Consider the following 22,608-nt stretch of genomic DNA (forward strand, 5'->3'; position numbering starts at 1 on the left):
GCGCTCTGGACACATTGCTGTTACATGCGACAACATACTGACTACGAAATACGGTATGCAATCTAACCCCGCTGCTTCACAGGAGGGTGACGATGACGAAGGCACTCGAGGGCGTCCGGGTCCTCGACATGACGCACGTCCAATCGGGTCCGTCGGCCACGCAGCTGCTGGCCTGGCTGGGCGCGGACGTCATCAAGCTGGAGGCGCCGGGCCACGGCGACATCACCCGGAGCCAGCTGCGTGATCTGCCCGACGTGGACAGCCTCTATTTCACGATGTTGAACTGCAACAAGCGCAGTATCACCCTGAACATGAAGAATGACCAGGGTAAGGAGATCTTCACCAAGCTGCTGTCCGAAGTGGACGTGCTGGTCGAGAACTTCGGTCCGGGAGTGGTCGACCGCTTCGGCTTCTCGTGGGAGCGGCTGCAGGAGATCAACCCCAAGCTGGTGTACGCGTCCATCAAGGGTTTCGGCCCCGGCCGGTACGCGGGCTTCAAAGCGTATGAAGTGGTCGCGCAGGCCATGGGCGGCGCGATGAGCACCACCGGCTTCGAGGACGGGCCGCCCACCGCCACCGGTGCGCAGATCGGCGACTCGGGCACCGGCATCCACCTGGTGGCCGGCATCCTGGCCGCGCTGCTGCAGCGCACCACCACCGGCCGCGGTCAACGGGTGCAGGTGGCCATGCAGGACGCGGTGCTCAACCTGTGCCGGGTCAAGCTGCGCGACCAGCAGCGCCTGGCGCACGGCGGCCTGGGGGAATATCCGAACGACTCGTTCGGCGACGAGGTGCCGCGGTCCGGCAACGCGTCCGGCGGCGGGCAGCCGGGCTGGGCGGTGCGCTGCGCGCCCGGCGGCCCGAACGACTACATCTACGTCATCGTCCAGCCCGCCGGCTGGACGCCGATCGCCGAGCTGATCGGCCGCCCGGAACTCGCCGACGACCCGGCCTGGAACACCCCGAAGGCGCGACTGTCCAAGCTGGACAAGATGTTCGCGCTGATCGAGGAGTGGACCGAGAAGCACACCAAGTGGGCGGTGATGGAGGAGCTGAACGCGCACAACATCCCGTGCGGCCCGGTGCTCTCCACCCGCGAGCTGATCGAGGACGACACCCTGCAGAAGCTCGGCTCGGTGGTGTCGGTGGAGCACCCGCAGCGCGGCGTCTTCAAGACCGTCGGCTGCCCGATCAAGCTGTCCGACTCACCCGTCGAGATCGAGCGGTCCCCGCTGCTCGGCGAGCACACCGAAGAGGTTCTCACCGAGCTCGGCTTCGCCGGTCGAACGGCCGAGCTGCGTGCGGCCGGCGCGATCTGAGGAGTCCGCATGTCAGAGCACGACAAACAGGCAGTGCAGCGCATCCTGGACAAGGCGGCGGCCGAGGGCCGGTCGTCGCTCACCGCGCCGGAGGGCCGCGAGGTCGCCGAGGCGTACGGCATCAGCACTCCCGCCGAAGGACTGGCCACCACCGCGGGCGAGGCCGAGGACCTGGCCCGGCGGATCGGCTTCCCGGTGGTCATGAAGATCGTCTCGCCGGACGTGCTGCACAAGACCGAGGCCGGGGGAGTGGTGGTCGGGGTCGGCAGCACGGCCGAGGTCGGCTGGGCGTACGAGAAGATCTTGGATTCTGTCGGACGGTACGACCCGGGCGCTGATGTGCACGGGGTGCAGGTCCAGAAGATGCTGAGCGGCGGACATGAGGTCATCGTCGGCGCGGTGATCGACCCGAGCTTCGGCAAGGTGGTCGCGTTCGGGCTCGGCGGCGTGCTGGTCGAGGTGCTCAAGGACGTCACGTTCCGGCTCGCGCCGGCCACCCGCGAGACCGCGGCCTCGATGCTCGACGGCATCGCCGCGGCCGAGATCCTGCGCGGCGTGCGCGGCGCCGAGCCGGCGAACCGCGACCTGCTGATCGACCTGATCGTCAACGTCTCCGAGCTGGTCACCGACTTCCCGCAGCTCGCCGAGGTGGACCTCAATCCGGTGCTGGCCACCGGCGACTCGGCGATCGCGGTGGACGTGCGGATCCTGATCGACGAGCACGCCGCCGAGCGCCCGGAGCAGTTCACCACCGCGGAGATCCTGGCCTCGATGAACCGCATCATGCGACCGTCCGCGGTGGCCGTGATCGGGGCCAGCGCCCAGGCCGGCAAGATCGGCAACTCGGTCATGAGAAACCTGGTCGACGGCGGGTACGCGGGCCGGATCTTCCCGATCAACCCGAAAGCCGACGAGATCCTCGGCCACCAGGCGTTCCCGAGCATCGCCGACGTCCCGGGCGACGTGGACGTGGCGGTCTTCGCGATCCCGGCCACGCTCGTGCCGGCGGCGCTCGACGAGGCCGGCGCCAAGGGGGTGGCCGGCGCGATCCTGATCCCGTCGGGCTTCGCCGAGACCGGCAACCAGGAGCTGCAGGACGAGGTGCTGGCCATCGCCCGCCGGCACGGCACCCGCATCCTCGGCCCCAACATCTACGGCTACTACTACACGCCGGAGAACCTGTCGGCGACCTTCTGCACGCCCTATGACGTGCGCGGCGGGGTGGCGCTGTCCTCGCAGAGCGGCGGCATCGGGATGGCCATCCTGGGCTTCAGCCGATCGACCGGCATGGGCGTCTCGGCGATCGTGGGGGTCGGCAACAAGGCCGACATCGACGAGGACGACCTGCTCACCTTCTTCGAGGCGGACGACAACACCAACCTGGTCGCCATGCATCTGGAGGACCTCAAGGACGGGCGCGCGTTCGCGGACACCGCCAAACGGGTCTCGGTGCGCAAGCCGATCGTGGTGCTCAAGGCCGGTCGCACCGATCAGGGCGCCAAGGCGGCCGGTTCGCACACCGGCGCGCTGGCCGGCAACGACAAGGTCTACGACGACATCCTGCGGGAGAGCGGGGTGATCCGGGCGCCGGGTCTCAACGACCTTCTGGAGTACGCCCGCGGCGTGCCCCTGCTGCCCGCCCCGCGGGGCGAGAACGTCGTGATCATCACCGGCGCGGGTGGTTCCGGGGTGCTGCTCTCCGACGCGTGTGTCGACAATGGACTGCACCTGATGGCGATCCCGCCCGACCTGGACGCCGCGTTCCGGGCCTACATCCCGCCGTTCGGGGCGGCCGGCAACCCGGTGGACATCACCGGCGGCGAGCCGCCTTCGACCTATCGCAACACGATCGCGCTCGGGCTCGCCGACGAGCGGGTGCACGCCCTGATCTTGGGTTACTGGCACACCATCGTGACCCCGCCGATGATCTTCGCCGAACTCGTCGTGGACGTGGTCTCGGAGTTTCGCGCCAAGGGCATCGACAAGCCGGTGGTGGCGTCGCTCTCCGGCGACGTCGAGGTGCAGGAGGCCGCCGAGTTCCTCTATCGCCACGGCGTCGTCGCCTATCCCTACACCACCGAGAAGCCGGTGGCGGTGCTCGGCGCGAAGTATCGCTGGGCCCGCGCGGCCGGTCTGATCACGCCGCGGTAGATCGCATCTCGCCGGCGGCCCAGCGGGCCGCCGGCCCGGCTTTCCGGCCGGTCCAGCTGTTCCGTTCGGAAGGCCGGTCCAGCTTTCCGGCCGGAAACGCAGAAAGCTGCCGCCCGGCGCGCCAACGCCGAACGGCAGCCAAGGAAGAACAGCCAGGTCTGGACTTTTCGGCTCGTCGCAGACCCACGCAACCCTGCCCTAAAAGGAGGTCCAGTCATGGTCTCGACACCAGACCGCCCACCTACCGGCAATCCTATCCCGGACGGCCCGTCCGGCAACGCGAGAAATGCCACAGCAAATGGCTACCGCGAAGTCGTTGACGGCAACGGCCGGGTCTATCGTCTCGGTGAGACCGACCGTGATCTGATGGGCCGTTCGCGCCGCTGGATGGTCTTCCTGCCGTGGGCGGCGATGATGGCGATCAGCTCTTCGGAATATGCCTTCACCTCCGCCGAGGAGACCCTTTCCGAAGCGCACGGCTGGCACGGCGCGCACATTTTCTGGCTGCTCGGCGTCTGGGTGTTCTTCCAGGCCGCGATCGCTTTCCCGACCGGCAAGCTGCGCGAGAGCGGACGCCTTTCGGCCCGGGCCGCGATGATGTGCGGCGCGATCGGCACGATTCTCGGCTACCTCGCGCTGGCCTATTCGCCACACGTGCTGCTGGCCTATGTGGGCTTCTCGGTCTTCGGCGGTCTGGGCGCGGGCATGGTCTATGCCACCTGCGTGAACATGGTCGGCAAGTGGTACCCCGAGCGCCGGGGCGGAAAGACCGGTTTCGTGAACGGCGGTTTCGCCTACGGGTCGGTGCCCTTCATCTTCATCTTCACCAATTACATGGACACCAGTAACTACGGCGGCGTGCTGGTCGCGACCGGCGTTTTCCTGGCGATCGCGGTGGCGGTCACCGGATTCTTCTTCAAGGACCCGCCGAAGAACTGGTGGCCCGCCAACGTCGACCCGTTGCAGGTGGCGGACGACCCCAAGGTGCGGCGGTCGCTGGCGAAGAACCCGCCCGCGGTGCGGCAGTTCACGCCGCGCGAGGCCGCCCGCACGCCGGTGCTCTATCTGATGTGGTTCAGCCTGCTGATGACGGCCGGCGTGAACATCTTCGGCATCGCGTTCCAGGTGCCGTTCGGCAAGGAGATGGGTTTCGCCGGCGGGATCGTGGCCCTGGCGATGAGCCTCAAGGCGGTGGTCAACGGCACCGGCCGCGGCGTGATCGGCTGGATCTCCGACCGGTACGGCCGCCGGCAGACGCTCACCATCGTCTGCTGGGTGCTCGGGCTGGCGCAGTTCGCCGTGTTCCTCTCCGGATCCATCGGCAACATGCCGCTGTTCCTGCTCGCGTCGATGATCTCCGGCTTCGGTGGCGGCGCCATCTTCCCGCTGTTCGCGGCGATGACCGCGGACTACTTCGGGGAGAACAACAACGCCTCCAACTACGGCATGGTCTACAGCTCCAAGCTCGTCTCCGGCCTGGTCGGGTCGGGGCTGGGTGCGGTGGTCGTGGCGGCCTGGGGATACGGCGGCGCGTTCCTGCTGGCCGGCTGCATCGGGCTGTTCACCGGCGCGCTGTCCTTCCTGCTCAAGCAGCCGGGCCGCAGCGACCTGGACGCCGACCTCCAGCGGGTGCCGATGGTCGTTTAGCGGTCCCCCTCCCGCGGCCGGATCGCCCCCGGTGGTCCGGCCGCGCCGTCCCAAATTCTCAGCGAAGGGAGTCGATACGTGCGGATCGCGGTTCTCGGCGCCGGAGCCATCGGCGCTTATGTCGGCGCGGCCCTGCACCGGGCCGGCGTCGAGGTGCATCTGGTCGCCCGCGGCGCGCACCTCGCCGCCATCCGCCGCGACGGCGTGCGGATTCGCAGCCCACGCGGCGACTTCACGGCCCGTCCCCGGGCCACCGACGATCCCGGCGAGATCGGCCCGGTCGACTTCGTGTTCCTCGGGCTCAAGGCCCACGCGTACGCATCGTCCGGCGCCCTGGTCGAGCCGCTCCTCGGACCCGGCACCGCGATCGTGGCCGCGCAGAACGGCATCCCGTGGTGGTATTTCCACGGCCTGACCGGGCACCCGCTGAACGGCCGGCGGATCGAGTCCGTCGACCCCGGCGGCGCCACCAGCGCGGTGCTCGACGTGCACCGGGCGATCGGCTGCGTCGTCTACTGCTCGACCGAGATCGAGAGCCCGGGCGTGATCCGGCACCTGGAGGGCACCCGGTTCTCGATCGGCGAGCCGGACGGCTCCTCGTCCGCCCGGTGCGCGGCGTTCAGCACGGCGATGGTGGCCGGCGGCCTGAAATGCCCGGTCGAGACCGACCTGCGCGACGACATCTGGGTCAAGCTGATGGGAAACGTCGCGTTCAACCCGCTCAGCGCTCTGACCAGGGCGACCCTGGCCGAGATGTGCGGGCACCCGGGCGCCCGCGACCTGGTCGCCGAGATGATGCGCGAGACGGTCGCGATCGCCACCGCGGCGGGTTGCCGGCCGTCCATCTCGATCGAGCGGCGCATCGACGGGGCCGCCCGGGTGGGGCACCATAAGACATCGACCCTGCAGGACCTGGAGGCGGGCAAGGAGCTGGAGCTCGAGGCGATCATCGGCGCGGTGGTGGAGCTGGCCGAGATGACCGGCGTTCCGGCCCCGACCCTGCGCAACGTGTACGCCGCCGTGGATCTGCTGGCTCGGAGTGCACGATGATGTGCGGAGGGGACTGGCGATGACCGACGCGGAGGGGTTCCGGCGCAAGGGCCGGCGGCGAGAGGCGGCCGCGCCCAGCCCGGCGTCCCTGGTCGACCCGGCCATCGCGATCCCGGTGCGCGAGGCCGTGGCCGCCTGCCGCGATCAGCGCGGCAACCTGATCCCGATCCTGCACGCCATCCAGGAACGCCTCGGGCACGTGCCGGCCGACGCCGTGCCGGTGCTCGCCGAGGAGCTCAACCTCTCCCGCGCCGAGGTGCACGGCGTGATCACCTTTTACCACGACTTCCGGGCCGCGCCACTGCTCGGCGCCCGGGTGCGGATCTGCCGCGCCGAGGCCTGCCAGTCGGTCGGCGCGGAGGAGCTGTTCGCCGAGGCGCCCGCGGTCTGCGGCCCGGCGGCCACCGTCGAGCAGGTCTTCTGCCTCGGCAACTGCGCGCTCGGCCCGTCGGTCCAGATCGACGGCCGGCTGCACGGCCGGGTCGACGCCGAGCGGTTGCGCACCCTGCTGGAGGCCCGCCCGTGACCACCGTCTTCGTGCCCCGCGACTCGGCCGCCCGCTCGGTGGGCGCCGACGAGGTCGCCGCCGCGCTGCAGGTGCACGACCCCGGGCTGCGGATCGTGCGCAACGGCTCGCGCGGCCTGCTCTGGCTCGAGCCGCTGGTCGAGGTGGAGACCCCGGCCGGGCGGGTGGGTTTCGGCCCGGTGACGCCCGCCGACGTGCCGGGACTGCTGGCGGCGCTGCGCGACGACGCCGAGCACCCGCTGCGCATCGGGCTGGTCGAGGAGCATCCCTGGCTGGCCGGGCAGCAGCGGGTCACGTTCGCCCGGATGGGCCGCACGGATCCGCTGTCGCTGGACGACTACCTCGCCGGCGGAGGCATGGCGGGCCTGCGCAAAGCGCGGGAGATGACGCCGGCTGAGGTGGTCGCCGAGGTGACCGACTCCGGGCTGCGCGGGCGCGGCGGCGCGGGCTTCCCGGCGGGCATCAAGTGGAAGACCGTGCTCGAGGCGGCGGGCGAGCTGAAGTTCGTCTGCTGCAACGCCGACGAGGGCGACAGCGGCACCTTCGCGGACCGGATGATCCTCGAGGGCGACCCGTTCGTGCTGGTCGAGGGCATGGCGATCGCGGCCCATGCGGTCGGCGCCACCGAGGGCTACATCTACATCCGGTCGGAATATCCGGACGGCGTCGAGACGATGCGGCAGGCGATCGAGCTCACCCGCACGGAGCTGGACGGGTTCCGGCTGGAGGTGCGGGTCGGGGCCGGCGCGTACATCTGCGGCGAGGAGACCTCCATGCTGGAAAGCCTGGAGGGCAAGCGGGGCCAGGTGCGGGCCAAGCCGCCGATCCCCGCGCTCGAGGGCCTGTTCGGCGAGCCGACCGTGGTGAACAACGTGCTGACTCTGGCCACCGTGCCGAGCATCCTGGCCGACGGCGCCGAGGCCTATGCGGCGCTGGGCGTCGAACGCTCCCGCGGCACCCAGGTCTTTCAGCTCGGCGGGAACGTGCTGCGCGGCGGGATCGTGGAGACCGCGTTCGGCATCACGCTCGGCGAGCTGGTCAACGGCTACGGCGGCGGCACCCGCTCCGGCCGGCCGGTGCGCGCGGTGCAGGTCGGCGGACCGCTGGGCGCCTACCTGCCGGAGTCGATGTTCCACCTGCCGATGGACTACGAGGCGTTCGCCAAGGTCAACGCGATGGTCGGGCACGGCGGCATCGTGGTCTTCGACGACCGCGTGGACATGGCCGCGCAGGCCCGGTTCGCGTTCGAGTTCTGCGCCGCCGAGTCCTGCGGCAAGTGCACCCCATGCCGGGTCGGCGCGGTCCGCGGCGTCGAGGTGATCGACCGCATCCGGGCCGGCCACGAGCGTGACCGCAACCTGGTGGTGCTCGAAGACCTCTGCGAGCTGATGACCGACGGATCCCTGTGCGCGATGGGCGGGCTCACCCCGATGCCGGTCCGCAGCGCGCTCACCCACTTCCCGGACGACTTCGAGGCGAGGCAGCCATGACGCTTCTGACGGAACCCGATTTCGGCACTCCGGCGCGCAAGGGGCCGGCGACCGTCGACGTGGAGGTGAACGGCCGGCGGATCGCGGTGCCCGAAGGCACGTCGGTGCTGCGGGCGGCGAGCGAGGCGGGCGTCTCGATCCCCAAGCTCTGCGCCACCGACAGCCTGGACGCGTTCGGCTCGTGCCGGCTCTGCCTGGTGGAGATCGACGGCCGGCGTGGCACCCCGGCGTCGTGCACCACGCCGGTCGCACCGGGGATGGTGGTGAACACCGAGTCGCCCAAGCTGGAGAGGTTGCGCCGCGGGGTGATGGAGCTCTACCTCTCCGATCACCCCCGCGACTGCATGGACGGCACCTGCGAGCTGCACGACCTGGCCGGCACGGTCGGCCTGACCGACATCCGGTACGGCGACGACGGCGCCAACCACCGCGACGCCCCGGTCGACCGCAGCAACCCGTACTTCGACTTCGATCCGTCCCGCTGCATCGCCTGCTCGCGGTGCGTGCGGGCCTGCGACGAGGTGCAGGGCACCTTCGCGCTGGCCATCGAGGGCCGCGGCTTCGACTCCAAGGTCTCGGCCGGCGGCGGCGACTTCCTGGAGTCCGAGTGCGTGTCCTGCGGCGCGTGCGTGCAGGCCTGCCCGACGGACAGCCTGCTGGAGCGATCCGTGGTGGAGCTCGGCATGCCGACCCGCTCGGTCGTCACCACCTGCGCATACTGCGGGGTGGGCTGCTCGTTCAAGGCCGAGCTGAAGGGCGACGAGCTGATCCGGATGGTGCCGTACAAGGACGGCGGCGCCAACGAGGGGCACTCCTGCGTCAAGGGCCGGTTCGCGTACGGCTATGCCAGTCACCCCGACCGCCAGCTCAAGCCGATGGTCCGCGACCGGATCACCGACCCGTGGCGGGAGGTCGAGTGGGACGAGGCGATCGGCACCGTGGCGAGCCGGATGCGCGACATCCAGCAGCGGCACGGCGCCGGCGCGATCGGCGCGATCTCCTCGTCGCGATGCACCAACGAAGAGGTCTTCACGGTGCAGAAGATGGTCCGCGCCGCGTTCGGCAACAACAATGTGGACACCTGCGCGCGGGTCTGCCATTCGCCGACCGGCTACGGCCTCAAGCAGACCTTCGGCGAGTCGGCCGGCACCCAGGACTTCAAGTCGGTGGCCGAGGCCGACGTGATCGTGGTGATCGGCGCCAACCCGACCGACGGGCACCCGGTCTTCGCGTCCCGGATGAAGCGCCGGCTGCGCGAGGGCGCCCAGCTGATCGTGATCGACCCGCGCCGCATCGACCTGGTCCGCTCGCCGCACATCGAGGCGGCATACCACCTGCCGGTGCGCCCCGGCACCAACGTCGCGGTGGTCAACGCGATGGCCCACGTGGCGGTGACCGAGGGCCTGGTGGACCGCGAGTTCGTGGCCGAGCGCTGCGAGGACTACGAGGGGTGGGCGAGCTTCATCGCCGATCCCGAGCACAGCCCGGAAGCGGTCGAGGAGATCACCGGTGTGCCCGCCGCCGACCTGCGCGCGGCCGCCCGGCTCTATGCCACCGCCCGGAACGGCGCGATCTACTACGGCCTCGGCGTGACCGAGCACAGCCAGGGCTCGACCATGGTGATGGGCATGGCGAACCTGGCGATGGCGTGCGGCAACATCGGCCGCGACGGCGTCGGGGTCAACCCGCTGCGCGGGCAGAACAACGTGCAGGGTTCCTGCGACATGGGCTCGTTCCCGCACGAGCTGCCCGGTTACCGGCACGTCTCGGACGACGCGGTCCGCGGCGTCTTCGACAACCTGTGGGGCAGCGCCATCCCGAGCGAGCCCGGCCTGCGCATCCCCAACATGTTCGACGCGGCGATCCACGGCACCTTCCACGGCCTGCTGGTGCACGGCGAGGACATCGCCCAGTCGGACCCCAATCTGCGGCACGTGTCCGCGGCGCTGACCAGCATGGAGCTGGTCGTGGTGCAGGACCTCTTCCTCAACGAGACGGCCAAGTTCGCGCACGTCTTCCTGCCCGGCGCGTCCTTCCTGGAGAAGGACGGCACGTTCACCAACGCCGAGCGCCGGATCAACCGGGTGCGCGCGGTGATGCCGCCGAAGACCGGCAAGCACGAGTGGCAGATCTTCTGCGAGATCGCCACCGCGATGGGCTACCCGATGAGCTACCGGCACCCGGGCGAGATCATGGACGAGATCGCCTCGGTCACGCCCACCTTCGCCGGGGTCTCCTTCGAGGTGCTCGACAAGCTGGGCAGCGTCCAGTGGCCGTGCAACGAGCTGACGCCCGAGGGCACCCCGGTGATGCACACCGACACGTTCACCCGGGGCAAGGGCAAATTCATGCCGACCGCGTACGTGCCGACGGAGGAGCGCACCACCCGCCGCTTCCCGCTGGTGCTGACCACCGGCCGGATCCTCAGCCAGTACAACGTCGGGGCGCAGACCCGGCGCACGGGCAACGTCGCCTGGCACCCCGAGGACCTGCTCGAGGTGCACCCGCACGACGCCGAGGATCGCGGCATCACCGACGGCGACCTGGTCACGCTGGCCAGCCGGGTGGGCGAGACCACGCTGCGCGCGAAGATCTCCGACCGGATGCCGGTGGGCGTCGTCTACACCACCTTCCACCACCCGGTGACCGGCGCCAACGTGGTCACCACCGAGCACTCCGACTGGGCCACCAACTGCCCGGAGTACAAGGTGACCGCCGTGCAGGTCGCCCTCGCCCAGCCGATGGTGCGGCACGCGACCGAGGACTCCACCGCTCTGCCGGTGCGGGCCGTGCACGGCCCCACCACCACCCTTGTCCGGTCTGAAGGCAGAACCTGATGGCCGGAACCGTGCCGGCGGAACAGCGCATGATCAACGACATTTCGCGCCAGTTCCGCCACCTGCCGCCCGGTGAGGCCGCGGAGGCGATCGCCGCCCACGTCCGCCGTTTCTGGGACCCACGCATGCGGGCCCGGCTGCGGGCGCTCGCCGACGACGAGGCAACGCCCCTGGACCCGCTCGCCGTCGAGGCGGCCAAGCTGGTCCGCTGACCCTCCCCGCTCCTCCGGGCTGTTTTTCGGCGACTGTATGCTAAAACCCGCAACCAGCAGGTATCGCGGCCGGAGGGCACATGAGCGACATCCCGACGACGGCCAAGCGGGCGCGCGCCGCCCGCCAGCCCCTCGAGCGGCCGGTGCCGTTGCGGCAGGCGGTCACCGACGTGATCGCCGACATGATCATCAACGGCGAGCTCCAGCCCGGCGAACACCTCGTCGAGCAGGAGCTCGCCGCCCAGCTCGGGGTCAGCCGCCAGCCGGTGCGCGAGGCGCTGCAGCGGCTGCACGCCGAGGGCTGGGTCGACCTGCGGCCGGCGCTCGGGGCGTTCGTCCACACGCCCACCCCGGAGGAGGCCGACCAGCTGCTCGGCGCCCGCTCGCTGCTGGAGGCCGAGTCGGCCCGGCTGGCCGCGCTCAACGCGACGCCGGAGACCGTCGAGCAGCTGTGGAAGCTGCAGGCGACCGGTGAGGCGGCGCTGGCGAAGGACGACGAGGCCGGCATGGTCGCCGCCAACGCGGCCCTGCACCAGCAGATCCTGGCGATGTCCGCCAACAAGATCATGTCCGAGCTGATCGGCATGGTCGACAGGCGGGTGCGGTGGTACTACCGGCCGATCGCCCGCGCCCGCGGCAAAGAGGCCTGGGACGAGCACCGCGAGCTGATCGAGGTGATCGCGGCCGGCAACGGCCGCAAGGCCGGCGACCTGATGCGCAAGCACACCGAGCGCACCCGCAAGATCTATGAGCAGCGCGCCGCCGAGTGAACACGGGGCAGCGCGAACGGTCGCGCTGCCCTAACCTTCCCGACCGTGGGAATTCTGAGCAAAATCATTGAATGGCGCACGAGGATCTTCCTCTGGATCGGCCTCCCGGTCATCGCCGTCATGGGCATCCTCTATGGAGCTTTCGACCTCGCGCCGGCCTGGCAGGCGCACAACGGCAGCGGCACGGTCGGCACCTTCACCGCGACGCGCGAGGAGTGCGGCCGGCGGTCGTGCACGCTGCACGGCACGTGGGCGGCGGCCGACGGCAGCGAGCGGCGCGACGACGTCGTGCTCTATGACGAGCCGGACACGCTCGGCGCCGGAAACACCGTCGAGGCACGGGATTCCGGCGCGCGCAACGGTGTCTTCGCCACCGCCGGCGGCTCGACCTATCTGCTGATCAGCGGCATCGTGGCCGGCGGGGTGGTGGCGCTGGTCGCCTGGGTGTTCGTGATCCGCAACGCGTTCCGCAAACGGAAGGCCAAGGAAGCGGTCCCCGCCTGAGGCTCCCGGTGTTGCGTCTATGTAGGCAGAGCGGCTCTGCCTACCTAAACGCAACACCCCGCCGCGGCCGGCTACTTGTACATCGTCTGGTTCATCGTGCCGGGCGCGTAGGCGTCCGGGTCCACCCATACGTTGATCAGCGACGGCAGCCCCGACTCGCGCGCCCGCCGCAACGCCGGCCCGATGTCCGCCGCGTCGCGCACCTCCTCGCCGTGCCCGCCGAGCATCTCGGCGAACTTGTCGTAGTGCACGTCGCCCAGCGTGTTGCCGACCCGCTCGCGCGCCGACCCGTATTTGGCCTTCTGGCCATAGCGGATCTGGTTCATCGACGAGTTGTTGCCGACCACGCCGACGAACGGCAGCCCGAACCGGACCATGGTCTCGAAGTCCCAGCCGGTGAGGCTGAACGCGCCGTCACCGAAGAGGCAGACCACCTCCTGGTCGGGTCGTGCGTACTTCGCCGCCATCGCGAACGGCACGCCCACCCCGAGCGTGCCCAGCGGACCCGGGTCCATCCAGTGACCGGGCGCCTTCGGCTGCACCACCCCGCCCGAGAACGTCACGATGTCCCCGCCGTCGCCGATGAAGATCGAGTCCTCGGTGAGGAACTCGTTGATCTCGTGGGCCAGGCGCAGCGGGTGGATCGGGGAGGCGTCGGAGAGCTGGCGGGGGAGACGCTTCTGATATGCCGCCGTCTCCTCGGCACGCAACTCGTCGAACCACGCCTTGCGGTCGGCCGAGCCGTTGCTGATACGTCCGGTCGCGGCCTGTGTCACGGCCGCCAGCACCGCGCCGGGGTCGCCGACGATGCCCAGGTCGACGTCGCGGTTCTTTCCGACCGTACGGTAATCCATGTCGATCTGGACCACCGTCGCACCTTGCGGAAGCCGCCTGCCGTAACCCATCCGGAAGTCGAACGGCGTCCCCACGATGATGATCAGGTCGGCGTTGTTGAACGCATAGCGCCGGGACAGGTGGAAGTGATGCGGGTCGCCGGGAGGCAGACTGCCGCGCGCGGCGCCGTTCATGAAGGCGGGCACGTTGAGCGTGCGCACCAGCTCGACCGCGGCGTCGGTGCCCCGGCCGGTCCACACCTGGGTGCCGAGCAGAATGGCCGGCTTCTTCGCCCGCACGATGAGATCGGCGAGTCGCTGAACGTCGGCCGGATCCCCGGCGCTTCTGGTGCTCGCGCGATACCGCCCCGGCGCCGGGATCGTGCAGTCGGCCAGCGCCACTTCCGCGTCGAGCACGTCGCGCGGAATCTCCAGGAAGGACGGTCCGGGGGCGCCGTTGTAGCACTCGCGGAACGCCATCGAGACCATGTCGGCGCTGCGCGTGGTGTGCGGCACGGTGGCCGCGAACTTGGTGATCGGCGTCATCATGTCGACGTGCGGCAGGTCCTGCAGCGAGCCCATCCGGTGCTGGCTCAGCGCACCCTGGCCGCCGATCAGCAGCATCGGGCTCTCCGCGCGGAAGGCGTTGGCCACCCCGGTGACCGCGTCCGTGGTGCCGGGACCGGCGGTCACCACGGCCACCCCGGGCTTGCCGGTGATCCGGGCGTATCCGTCGGCGGCGTGCGCGGCGACCTGCTCGTGCCGTACGTCGACCACGTCGATGCCCTCGTCCACGCATCCGTCGTAGATGTCGATGATGTGACCGCCGCAGAGAGTGAAGATCACGTCGACACCCTCGGCCTTCAGCGCCTTGGCCACCAGGTGTCCGCCGGAGATGCGGTCCGGATCCTGGCTGGGTCGGCGGAGGATCTTGTCCGCGGACGACTCGGCGGCTGTCTGTGTCATGGTTCCCTCCACGGAGAGATTGAAGACTGCATACCGTATGCCGCCATCCTCGCCGATGCCGCAATCAGTGTCCAGTCGTTCGTAGACCACATATCGCATACAGTATGGTCGGCGGGACAGAACCTAGACGGCGATTATTGTCGTCAAGCAACTCGGCACGAGACCAGTCCCGACGTCAAGTTCCTGACGAGACGGTCTGCGTGACCGGTCGGGTCAGAACTCGCGGACGGCGTCGATCGCGGTGCCGTGCGGGGTGTTCGCCTCTCGTTCGATCATGATCTCGACCAGCACCGGGCGGCTGATCCGGGCGGCCTCCTTGCGGGCCCACTCGATCGTTTCCCGGATGTCGCCCGGCTCGAAGACCCGCCGTCCCGCACACCCGTACGCTTCCATGATCTTGACGTTGTCCGACCCGAACGTGTCGTAGTGGATGTCCACCTCGAAGTTCATGTCGTAGCCGATCGACGCCTGCCGGATCAGGCCCAGGTACTCGTTGTTCAGCATGATCAGCACGAACGGCACGTCATATTGCGCCGCCACCGCGAGTTCCTCGACCAGGAATTGGAAGCTGTAGTCGCCGACCACGCCGACCACCTCCGCGTCCGGCGCCGCCTTCTTCACGCCGATCGCCGCCGGGATCTCCCAGCCCAGCGGCCCGGCCTGCCCGCACACCTGGTAACGCCGCGGCTCGTGCACGCGCTGATGCTGGCCGCCCCAGATCTGGTAGAGCCCGATCGCGGTGACGAAGTAGGTCTCGGGTCCGAAGATCTCGTTGATCTCCTTGTAGACCCGCGGCGCCTTCACCGGCACGGTGTCGTAGTCCTCGCGCCGGGTCAGCGTCCGCTTCAGTTCGTCGATCCGGGCGAGCCACCCGGCAGAGTCGCACCGCGCCGGCCGCCGCCGGGCCGCCGCGAGCAGTTCGCGCAGGAAGATCCGGGCGTCCGACACCACCCCGAGGTCCGGCCCGAAGACCTTGCCGATCTGGGTCGGCTCGACGTCCACGTGGATGAACCGCCGGTCGCCGCGGTAGACGTCCAGCGCCCCGGTGTGCCGGTCACCGAACCGAGCGCCGACCGCGAGCACCACATCGGACTCCAGGAAGGACGCGTTCCCGTACCGTTGGGAGGTTTGAATCCCGGTCATGCCGGCGTGCAGCGGATGGTCGTCGTCGAGCGCGCCCTTGCCCATCAGCGTGACCTGCACCGGCACGCGCAGATGCTCGGCCAGCTCGCGCAACTCGGGCGCCGCGTCCGCCAGGATCACCCCGCCGCCGGCCAGGATCAGCGGGCGTTCGGCCTCCAGCAGCATGTCCAGCGCGCGTTCCACCCGCGGCAGATGCGGCCGAACCGGGACGATCGGCAGCGGTGCGTCCACAGTGGTGTCCCATTCGATCAGTTCCTTCTGCACGTCCACCGGCAGGTCGATGAGCACCGGCCCGGGTCGTCCGGACCGCGCGATCTGGAACGCCTTGCGGAAGATCCAGGGCACCTGCGCGGCCTCCTTGACCTGCACCGCCCATTTGCACACCGGCGCCGCGATCGCCACGATGTCGACCGCCTGGAACGCCTCCTGGTGCAGCTTCGACGACACGGCCTGGCCGGTGATGCAGAGGATCGGCACGGAGTCGGCCTGCGCGGTGTAGAGCCCGGTGATCATGTTGGTGCCGGCCGGTCCGGAGGTGCCGATCGCGACGCCGACCTTGCCGGTGGTCCGCGACCAGCCGTCGGCCATGTGGGTGGCGCCCTCCTCGTGACGCACGATGAGGTGCTCGACGCCGCCGTCCACCTCCAACGCGTGATAGAGCGGCAGAATGGCGGCGCCGGGACAGCCGAAGACCGTGCGGACCCCTTCCGAGCGGAGAATCTGCACGACGGCCTGCATGACGGGGATCCGAGGCATGACAAAACCCTTTCTCCGGTACGGACGGAAGCCACCACTGTTGCCTCGAGGTGTGCAGAGCGGCTCTGCCTACCCATACGCGACAGCCGTGCGGTCAGGGGCGGCCGGACAGGGCCGCGGTCACGGTGAGCAGGGCGGAATGGTCGTCGCCGCCATGGCCCATCGCTCGGGCCGCGGCCACCAGTTGCGCCGTCAGTCCGGCCAGTGGCAGCGCCACGCCGGCCCGCCGGGCGGCGTCCAGCACGATGCCCATGTCCTTGTGGTGCAGGTCGATCCGGAAGCCCGGCGCGAACTCCCGCGCCACCATCGACTCGCGCTTGAGTTCCAGGATGCGGCTCCCGGCCAGCCCGCCGGCCAGCACGTCCAGCCCGGCGCGCGGGTCCACCCCGGACGCCTCGAGCAGCACGATCGCCTCGCTCACCAGGCCGAAGATGCCGGCCACGACGAGCTGATTGGCGGCCTTCACGACCTGGCCGGCACCGTGGCCGCCGACGTGCACGATGGTGCGGCCGAGCACCTCCAGGATCGGCCGGGCGAAGGCGACGTCGTCCTCCGCGCCACCGACCATGATGGACAGTGTTGCTTGCTTGGCGCCCACCTCGCCGCCGGAGACCGGCGCGTCCAGCACCCGGATCCCGCGTTCGGCGCCGGCCGCGGCCACCGCGATCGAGGTCTCCGGCCGAATCGTGCTCATGTCGATGACCAGCGTGCCCGGCTTGGCGGCGGGCAGCAGTTCGGCGGCGACCGCCTCGACGTGCGGATGGTTGGGCAACATGGTGATGACGACCTCGGCGCCGCGGGCCGCGTCCGCCACGCTCGCCGCCGCACGACCACCGAGCTGGGCGAGCGTCGCGACCGGCGCCGGCTGCACATCGAAACCCGCGACCTGATGCCCGGCGGCGATCAGATGGCTGGCCATCGGACCACCCATGATGCCGAGCCCGATGAACCCGATCGCCGTCATGCCGACATCCCCATGCCAGTCCGGCCCAAGCCGCCCGCCGCACCGCCGCCGCCCGCCGAGGCCGACGACCCGCTCGCTGCGTTGACGCCGCCCGCCGAGGCCGACGACCCGCCCGTCGAGGCCGACGACCCGCCCGCCGCGCCGAAGCCCCCTGGCCGGCCGGAACCGCCTGCCCACCCCAAGCCGCTCAGCCAGCCAAAGCTCTCCACAGTCGGGCTGCTGGGCACGTACTCGATTCCGATGTGCCCGTCGTAACCGTTCGCCACCAGGCGCTGGACCGTGCCGATCAGGTCGAGCGATCCGGTGCCGGGCTCGTGCCGCCCAGGCGCGTCAGCGATCTGCACGTGCCCGATCCGCGAAGCCAGCCCGGGCAGCGCCGCCAGGTCATCGCCGTTGACCGCCAGATGGTAGAGGTCGGCGAGCAGCCGCAGCTCGTCCCGCCGGGGCAGCCGGTCGATCACCGCGAGCGCGTCGGCGGCCTTGCGCACCGGATAGCGCGGCATCCCGCTGAGCGGCTCGATCAGCACCTGCGCGTCGATCCGCGCGGCGGCTTGCGCGGCGTGCGCGAGCGCCTCGATCGCGATGTCGTCCTGGCGCCCGGGGTCGACGCCGGGCAGCCGGTTGCCATAGAGCGCGTTGAACGACCGGCAGCCGGTGCGCACCGCGATGCCGACGGCCACGTCGACGCCGTCCAGGAATTCGCGGGTGCGCCCCGGCCAGGACACCAGTCCCCGGTCGCCGGCCGGCATGTCGCCGGCGAAGAAATTCACACAGATGAGGCGTACGCCGGCGGCGCCGATCGCCTCGACGAAGCGGTCGACCTCGGCCGAGGGCGGCGTGGCAGTGCCGAACGGCCACCAGAACTCGACCGCGTCGAACCCGGCGGCGCGCGCGGCGGCGGGCCGATCGAGCAGCGGCAATTCGGTGAAGAGCAGGGAGAGGTTGACGTCGTACCGCAGCGGCGTGTCCGTCATCCCAGTATCCTGTATGCAGTATGGAAGGGTGTCAAGAAGGGGCCGCCCGGCGCAGCGAGAGGCGGCGTTGCTACTGAATGAACGCTCCGAGTGCGGCGGCGACCTCATCCGGTCTGTCCTCGGGCAGGAAGTGCCCGGCCGCGCCGACCGAGGCCACGGTCAGGGCGGGCAGCGCGGCCCGGCACATCGCCACCGTTCCGGCGGTGACGATCGCGCCCGGCTCGCCATGCAGCAGCAGCTTCGGCACCGGCGAGGTGGTCAGGTTCGCCCAGCCCAGACGCAGGGTCTCGGCGGCCGCCGCGGGTTCGCCACCGACCGGGATCTGCCGCGCCCAGCGCAGCAGCGGCAGCCGTGCCGACTCGTCCGGATAGGGCCGCCGGTAGACCTCCAGGTCGGCCGCCGTCAGCGCGGGCGCCGCGGCGGGCAGCAGCGTGTCGACGAAGAAGTTCTCGGTCAGCGCCATCCGCTCGCCGTCGCCGGGCGTCCGCAACCGGCGGAACAGCTCACGCCCGCCCTTGTCGAAGTCGTCCCAACCGGCCAGCGGGCGCAGGTGACCCTCCATCATGGCCAGTCCGGCGATCCGGTCCGGATGCCGGCGCAGCAGATCCAGGCCGATCGCGACACCCCAGTCGTGGGCCACGAGCACGATGCCGGTCAGCTTCAGCGCCTCGACGAAGGCCTCCACGTGCGCGATGTGGTCGGCCAGCGAATAGTCGATCGGCGGCTTGCCCGAGTCGCCCATGCCGATCAGGTCGAGCGCGATGCGCCGGCGGCCCGCGCCGACCCGCGGCAGGATGCGGCGCCACAGGTACGACGAAGTGGGGTTGCCGTGCAGGAAGAGCACCGGCGGCCCGGCGCCCGCTTCCTCGCGGTAGTGCAGCGTCGTGCCGAGCACCGCGACCCGGCCCATCACACGCCCGCCGGCACGTTGCTGGCCAGGGGGTCGCAGAGCAGGGCCTCGAAGGCGAGCTCGGCCGCGCCGACCAGCGTGGTGTCGTCGCCCAGCGCCGGCACGCAGAGCCGCACCCGCTCGCGGGACACCGGCAGCACGTGATTGGCGATCCGCTCGCGCACCCGGTCGGCGGCGGCCAGGTAGACGTCGCTCATCGCGCCGCCGAAGATCAGCAGCGCCGGGTTGAACAGGTTGATCAGGTTGGCCACGCCGATGCCCAGCCAGTCGCCGACGCTGCGCACGGCCGCGGCCGCCCGTTCGTCGTGGGCCGCGTCCGCGATCACCGACTGCACCGAGCCGCGCCCGATCTGACCGGCCGGGCGCCCGGCCGCCGCCAGCAGCGCCCGCTCGCCGACCTCGGCCTCCAGGCAGCCCCGCGCACCGCACGAGCAGGGCCGTCCGTCATAGGGGTTGACCAGCATGTGCCCGAGCTCGCAGCCGTATCCGCCGTCGCCGTCGAGCAGTTCGTCGCCGACGATGATGCCGCCGCCGACGCCCACGTCACCGTGCAGATAGATCAGGTTGCGCACGCCCGCGCCGGCGCCCCGGACGTGCTCGGCCCGAGCTCCGAGGTGGGCCTCGTTGCCGACCGCCACCGGCAGCCCGAGGCCGAGGCGGCGGCTCAGTTCGGCGCCGAACGCCTGATCCACCCAGCCCAGGTCGGGGCCGTAGCGGACCATGCCGTCCTGGCGCCGGATCATGCCGCAATAGGAAGCTCCGACGCCTGCGCAGACGGTGCCGGCCGGGGCTTCGCGCAGGAGCTCCGTACCCATCTCGGCGAGCTTGGCGACGACCACCTGGAGGTCCGCACCGGCCCGGGAACGCGCAGCGGTCCTCCGGGCCACGACCTCGCCGCCGAGCGCGACCCGCGCCGCGACCAGGCGATCCACCGCGACGTCGAAGGCCAGCGCGAACACCCGGTCGGCGGCCGGCGCGACCACCAGCGAGGGACGACCGACCCGGCCGGACTCCAGCGGGACGTGCTCGCGGACCAGACCGGCCCGCGCCAGCCGGGCGGTCAGCGCCAGGATGGTGCTGCGATTGACGCCCATCCGCGCGGCCAGATCGGAGCGCGTGAGGCCGCCGGACACGTGCACGTGTCGCAGCAGCACCCCTTCGGCCCCGGGCATGGCCTGACGATACGACGACAAGGCCCAGGAAAGGACCTTGCGAATTCAGGAGCCGGTGTACGCCTCGAACGACCGGTCCGCCATGCCGCGGGCGATCCCGGGGTCACTGCCGCTCGCCACGTCGGCGTCGAACCAGGCCTCGCTGCTCAGCCGCAGGAACTCGCGGCCCTCGTCGGAGACCAGGAAGCCGGCGGCCGCCACCGGATTCAGAGGCTCCTGTGGGCTTTGCAGGTGCCGCGCCAGCCCCATCAGGCCCATGTCCCAGCCGAGGCCGGTGGCGCCCGGGCCGAACTGATCCCAGAACTCGGTGGGGACGTGCGCCACGTGCTCCAGCTCGAACCGGGTGTGCTCGCCGCCCTCCGGGGTCAGGCGCACGGTGATCCAGCTGACGTTGCCGTCGAATTCCCAGGTGGCCTCGAACTGCCGAGGCCTGTCACAGCGGGTGATCGTGCCGCCGGCGTTGCCTTCGAGCTGGTAGCGGCCGCCCTCGGCCAGGTCGCCGGTGATCGGCAGGAACCAGCGTGGGATCCGCTCGGCCGAGGTGACCGCCTCCCACAGGTCGTCGAGGCCGGTCGGATAGACCTGGCTGATCGTGGCGACGTGCGCCTCGCCGCTCTCGCGCGTTCGGTTGCCGACGGTGCGGTGGACGCTGCTGATCTGCTGCTTGGCGTCAAACATCGAAATCCTCGCTTTTCTGCACGTTTCGCTCCACGGTCGGGCGCCGCTCGCGTTTGCCCCGCGCGACCTCGGTGGCCAGCGCGTCCAGGTGCGGCGCCCAGAAGTGGCGGAAGCGGCTGAGCCACTGGTCGGCCTCGCGCAGCGCGGTGTCGTCGACCGCGTAGAGGCGGCGTGTGCCTTGTGGACGGACGGTCGCGAAGCCGTTGTCCCGCAACACCCGCAGGTGCTGTGAGACGGCCGGCTGGGTGATGCCGAACTCGGCTCGGATGACCTCGGTGACCGCGCCGGAGGACTGCTCGCCGTCGGCCAGCAGCTCCAGAATGCGGCGCCGGATCGGGTCGCCGAGGACATCGAACGCATGCACGGACGCCACAGTATCAGTCACGTCTTATATAAGACAAGCCTGACTGAGCTGTTCGGCCGGGGTTGCGACCGGTACCAACGTCTTGATTATCTGCCGTGTGGATCACAGAGTTATGCAGATCGCGGTGCGTGCAGGCAGGATGCATCCCGACATCTCGACGTAAGGGGAACTCGGTAATGGCGGAGATCCATCACCTGAGTCATGGATGGGTGACGCCCACCGTCAGCTACACGCTGTCAGTCCTCGGCTCGCTGCTCGGTCTCACCTGCGCCGTGCGGCTGCGTCAGGCGCCGCCCGGGGGTGGCCGCATCTGGTGGCTGAGCCTCGCCGCGGTCGCGATCGGCGGCACCGGCATCTGGACCATGCACTTCGTCGCGATGCTCGGCTTCGACGTGGTGGGCACCCCGATCCGCTACGACATCGGCCTGACCGCGGCCAGCGCGATCATCGCGGTGGTGTCGGTCGGTCTCGGCCTGTCCATCGCGCTGCTCGGCTCGGGCGCGCGGCACCTGCGCATCATCGTCGGCGGCGCGCTGGCCGGCCTGGGCGTGGCGGCCATGCACTACACCGGCATGGCGGCGATGCGGCTGGACGGCGAGATCGACTACAGCGTCACCCGGGTCGGGCTGTCCCTCGGCATCGCCGTGGTCGCCGCGATCGTGGCGCTCTGGCTGACGGTGACCGTGCGCAAGCCGCTGGTCATCCTGATCTCCGCGATGATCATGGGGGTCGCGGTCAACGGCATGCACTTCACCGGCATGTCCGCGATGTCGGTGCGCATCGAGCCGGCGGTGGTGCCCCTCTCCGGCGCGACCGCGTCGCAGCTGATGATCCCGATCGGCCTGGCCGTGGTGTTCGGCGTGCTCGGGCTGATCTATTCGCTGATGGCGGCGCCGACCGAGGAGGACCGCGCGGGCCTGGCATACATGGCGGCGCGACAGGAGGCGGTCGCGCCGGCGCCGGTCCCGGCCCAGCGGCAGCCCTTCGGCGGACCGCGGGAGCAGCCGGCTCAGCGACCGCAGCCGCAGCAGCCCGCGCCGCCGCCGGTGGCGTCGGCTCGGCCCGGCAGCGGTCCCGGCCTGGGCGAGCGACTCAACTCGCTGCAGCATGACCTGGCGGCCGACCCGGGCGCCGAGCACCCACCGCCGCCGCGGATCCCGGGCGAGCGGGCGCCGCTGAAGCGCCGGATGCCCACCTCGGACAGCAGTTGGACCTTCCGCGACCGGGCCGAGAAGTAGCACCGGCCGGCGAGCACGTTCGGCGGGGCGGCGGAGCGATCCGCCGCCCCTCTGTCATTGGTCACCCTCCGTAAGGATGAGAGGGTTGGCCTTGCGGATGATGA

At 70.5% G+C, this 22,608-nt stretch carries 19 protein-coding genes; 11 read left to right on the forward strand and 8 right to left on the reverse strand.

What is annotated here, in order from left to right:
* The first annotated feature begins 92 nt into the window (after window positions 1–92).
* The 10 genes from frc to ACZ6TI_RS28485 all read left to right on the forward strand — a co-directional run bounded on the left by frc (window position 93) and on the right by ACZ6TI_RS28485 (window position 12,506).
* The gene (gene frc / locus ACZ6TI_RS28440) at window positions 93–1,319 is read left to right on the forward strand and encodes a formyl-CoA transferase (RefSeq protein ID WP_465348222.1); all 1,227 of its coding nucleotides are present in this window, start codon (window positions 93–95) and stop codon (window positions 1,317–1,319) included.
* A 9-nt stretch (window positions 1,320–1,328) separates the two neighbouring features.
* Window positions 1,329–3,470 carry an acetate--CoA ligase family protein gene (locus ACZ6TI_RS28445; RefSeq protein ID WP_465348223.1) on the forward strand — a complete coding sequence of 714 codons (2,142 nt, stop codon included), beginning with the start codon at window positions 1,329–1,331 and terminating at the stop codon, window positions 3,468–3,470.
* A gap of 366 nt (window positions 3,471–3,836) precedes the next feature.
* The gene (locus tag ACZ6TI_RS28450; protein ID WP_465348224.1) at window positions 3,837–5,117 is read left to right on the forward strand and encodes an OFA family MFS transporter; all 1,281 of its coding nucleotides are present in this window, start codon (window positions 3,837–3,839) and stop codon (window positions 5,115–5,117) included.
* A 78-nt stretch (window positions 5,118–5,195) separates the two neighbouring features.
* Window positions 5,196–6,167 carry a 2-dehydropantoate 2-reductase gene (locus tag ACZ6TI_RS28455; protein WP_465348225.1) on the forward strand — a complete coding sequence of 324 codons (972 nt, stop codon included), beginning with the start codon at window positions 5,196–5,198 and terminating at the stop codon, window positions 6,165–6,167.
* 19 nt (window positions 6,168–6,186) lie between these two features.
* Window positions 6,187–6,693, forward strand: a complete 507-nt coding sequence (locus tag ACZ6TI_RS28460) for an NAD(P)H-dependent oxidoreductase subunit E (protein WP_465348226.1) — start codon at window positions 6,187–6,189, stop codon at window positions 6,691–6,693.
* On the forward strand, window positions 6,690–8,183 hold the full coding sequence (locus ACZ6TI_RS28465; protein ID WP_465348227.1) for a formate dehydrogenase beta subunit: 1,494 nt from the start codon (window positions 6,690–6,692) through the stop codon (window positions 8,181–8,183). Before ACZ6TI_RS28460 ends, ACZ6TI_RS28465 begins: the two co-directional genes overlap by 4 nt.
* Complete coding sequence (gene fdhF, locus ACZ6TI_RS28470; protein WP_465348228.1) at window positions 8,180–11,020, forward strand: formate dehydrogenase subunit alpha; 2,841 nt, start codon at window positions 8,180–8,182, stop codon at window positions 11,018–11,020. Before ACZ6TI_RS28465 ends, fdhF begins: the two co-directional genes overlap by 4 nt.
* Window positions 11,020–11,232, forward strand: a complete 213-nt coding sequence (locus ACZ6TI_RS28475; RefSeq protein ID WP_465348229.1) for a formate dehydrogenase subunit delta — start codon at window positions 11,020–11,022, stop codon at window positions 11,230–11,232. The genes fdhF and ACZ6TI_RS28475 overlap by 1 nt, the downstream gene beginning before the upstream one ends.
* An 80-nt stretch (window positions 11,233–11,312) precedes the next feature.
* Window positions 11,313–12,002 carry a GntR family transcriptional regulator gene (locus tag ACZ6TI_RS28480; RefSeq protein ID WP_465348230.1) on the forward strand — a complete coding sequence of 230 codons (690 nt, stop codon included), beginning with the start codon at window positions 11,313–11,315 and terminating at the stop codon, window positions 12,000–12,002.
* 45 nt (window positions 12,003–12,047) lie between these two features.
* Window positions 12,048–12,506 carry a hypothetical protein gene (locus ACZ6TI_RS28485; protein ID WP_465348231.1) on the forward strand — a complete coding sequence of 153 codons (459 nt, stop codon included), beginning with the start codon at window positions 12,048–12,050 and terminating at the stop codon, window positions 12,504–12,506.
* Between the two features lie 71 nt (window positions 12,507–12,577).
* On the opposite strand, the gene ACZ6TI_RS28490 is transcribed toward ACZ6TI_RS28485, so the two are convergent.
* From ACZ6TI_RS28490 to ACZ6TI_RS28525, 8 genes are all read right to left on the reverse strand, one after another.
* Complete coding sequence (locus ACZ6TI_RS28490; protein ID WP_465348232.1) at window positions 12,578–14,305, reverse strand: thiamine pyrophosphate-binding protein; 1,728 nt, start codon at window positions 14,303–14,305, stop codon at window positions 12,578–12,580.
* A gap of 213 nt (window positions 14,306–14,518) precedes the next feature.
* Window positions 14,519–16,204, reverse strand: a complete 1,686-nt coding sequence (gene gcl, locus ACZ6TI_RS28495) for a glyoxylate carboligase (protein ID WP_465348233.1) — start codon at window positions 16,202–16,204, stop codon at window positions 14,519–14,521.
* 94 nt (window positions 16,205–16,298) lie between these two features.
* The gene (locus ACZ6TI_RS28500; RefSeq protein WP_465348234.1) at window positions 16,299–17,168 is read right to left on the reverse strand and encodes an NAD(P)-dependent oxidoreductase; all 870 of its coding nucleotides are present in this window, start codon (window positions 17,166–17,168) and stop codon (window positions 16,299–16,301) included.
* The gene (locus ACZ6TI_RS28505; protein ID WP_465348235.1) at window positions 17,165–18,142 is read right to left on the reverse strand and encodes a hydroxypyruvate isomerase family protein; all 978 of its coding nucleotides are present in this window, start codon (window positions 18,140–18,142) and stop codon (window positions 17,165–17,167) included. Before ACZ6TI_RS28505 ends, ACZ6TI_RS28500 begins: the two co-directional genes overlap by 4 nt.
* Window positions 18,143–18,212: 70 nt before the next feature.
* A complete protein-coding gene (locus ACZ6TI_RS28510; protein ID WP_465348236.1) occupies window positions 18,213–19,052 on the reverse strand; it encodes a haloalkane dehalogenase in 840 nt (279 codons plus the stop codon).
* On the reverse strand, window positions 19,052–20,224 hold the full coding sequence (locus tag ACZ6TI_RS28515; RefSeq protein ID WP_465348237.1) for an ROK family transcriptional regulator: 1,173 nt from the start codon (window positions 20,222–20,224) through the stop codon (window positions 19,052–19,054). Before ACZ6TI_RS28515 ends, ACZ6TI_RS28510 begins: the two co-directional genes overlap by 1 nt.
* Before the next feature lie 45 nt (window positions 20,225–20,269).
* On the reverse strand, window positions 20,270–20,902 hold the full coding sequence (locus ACZ6TI_RS28520; protein ID WP_465348238.1) for an SRPBCC family protein: 633 nt from the start codon (window positions 20,900–20,902) through the stop codon (window positions 20,270–20,272).
* Window positions 20,895–21,266: an ArsR/SmtB family transcription factor gene (locus tag ACZ6TI_RS28525; protein ID WP_465348239.1), complete on the reverse strand. Its 372-nt coding sequence runs from the start codon at window positions 21,264–21,266 to the stop codon at window positions 20,895–20,897. The genes ACZ6TI_RS28520 and ACZ6TI_RS28525 overlap by 8 nt, the downstream gene beginning before the upstream one ends.
* A 209-nt stretch (window positions 21,267–21,475) precedes the next feature.
* Between ACZ6TI_RS28525 and ACZ6TI_RS28530 the strand changes: the two genes are divergently transcribed.
* A complete protein-coding gene (locus ACZ6TI_RS28530; protein ID WP_465348240.1) occupies window positions 21,476–22,504 on the forward strand; it encodes an MHYT domain-containing protein in 1,029 nt (342 codons plus the stop codon).
* The last annotated feature ends 104 nt before the right edge of the window (window positions 22,505–22,608 follow it).

Source organism: Actinoplanes sp. NPDC051388, from assembly GCF_055586225.1.

Coding starts and splice junctions, on each gene's coding strand:
- gcl (WP_465348233.1), bottom strand. CDS start 16,204: ATGCCTCGGATCCCCGTCATGCAGGCCGTCGTGCAGATTCTCCGCTCG.
- ACZ6TI_RS28505 (WP_465348235.1), bottom strand. CDS start 18,142: ATGACGGACACGCCGCTGCGGTACGACGTCAACCTCTCCCTGCTCTTC.
- ACZ6TI_RS28450 (WP_465348224.1), top strand. CDS start 3,837: ATGGGCCGTTCGCGCCGCTGGATGGTCTTCCTGCCGTGGGCGGCGATG.
- ACZ6TI_RS28520 (WP_465348238.1), bottom strand. CDS start 20,902: ATGTTTGACGCCAAGCAGCAGATCAGCAGCGTCCACCGCACCGTCGGC.
- ACZ6TI_RS28515 (WP_465348237.1), bottom strand. CDS start 20,224: ATGCCCGGGGCCGAAGGGGTGCTGCTGCGACACGTGCACGTGTCCGGC.
- frc (WP_465348222.1), top strand. CDS start 93: ATGACGAAGGCACTCGAGGGCGTCCGGGTCCTCGACATGACGCACGTC.
- fdhF (WP_465348228.1), top strand. CDS start 8,180: ATGACGCTTCTGACGGAACCCGATTTCGGCACTCCGGCGCGCAAGGGG.
- ACZ6TI_RS28445 (WP_465348223.1), top strand. CDS start 1,329: ATGTCAGAGCACGACAAACAGGCAGTGCAGCGCATCCTGGACAAGGCG.
- ACZ6TI_RS28460 (WP_465348226.1), top strand. CDS start 6,187: ATGACCGACGCGGAGGGGTTCCGGCGCAAGGGCCGGCGGCGAGAGGCG.
- ACZ6TI_RS28510 (WP_465348236.1), bottom strand. CDS start 19,052: ATGGGCCGGGTCGCGGTGCTCGGCACGACGCTGCACTACCGCGAGGAA.
- ACZ6TI_RS28475 (WP_465348229.1), top strand. CDS start 11,020: ATGGCCGGAACCGTGCCGGCGGAACAGCGCATGATCAACGACATTTCG.
- ACZ6TI_RS28500 (WP_465348234.1), bottom strand. CDS start 17,168: ATGACGGCGATCGGGTTCATCGGGCTCGGCATCATGGGTGGTCCGATG.
- ACZ6TI_RS28480 (WP_465348230.1), top strand. CDS start 11,313: ATGAGCGACATCCCGACGACGGCCAAGCGGGCGCGCGCCGCCCGCCAG.
- ACZ6TI_RS28490 (WP_465348232.1), bottom strand. CDS start 14,305: ATGACACAGACAGCCGCCGAGTCGTCCGCGGACAAGATCCTCCGCCGA.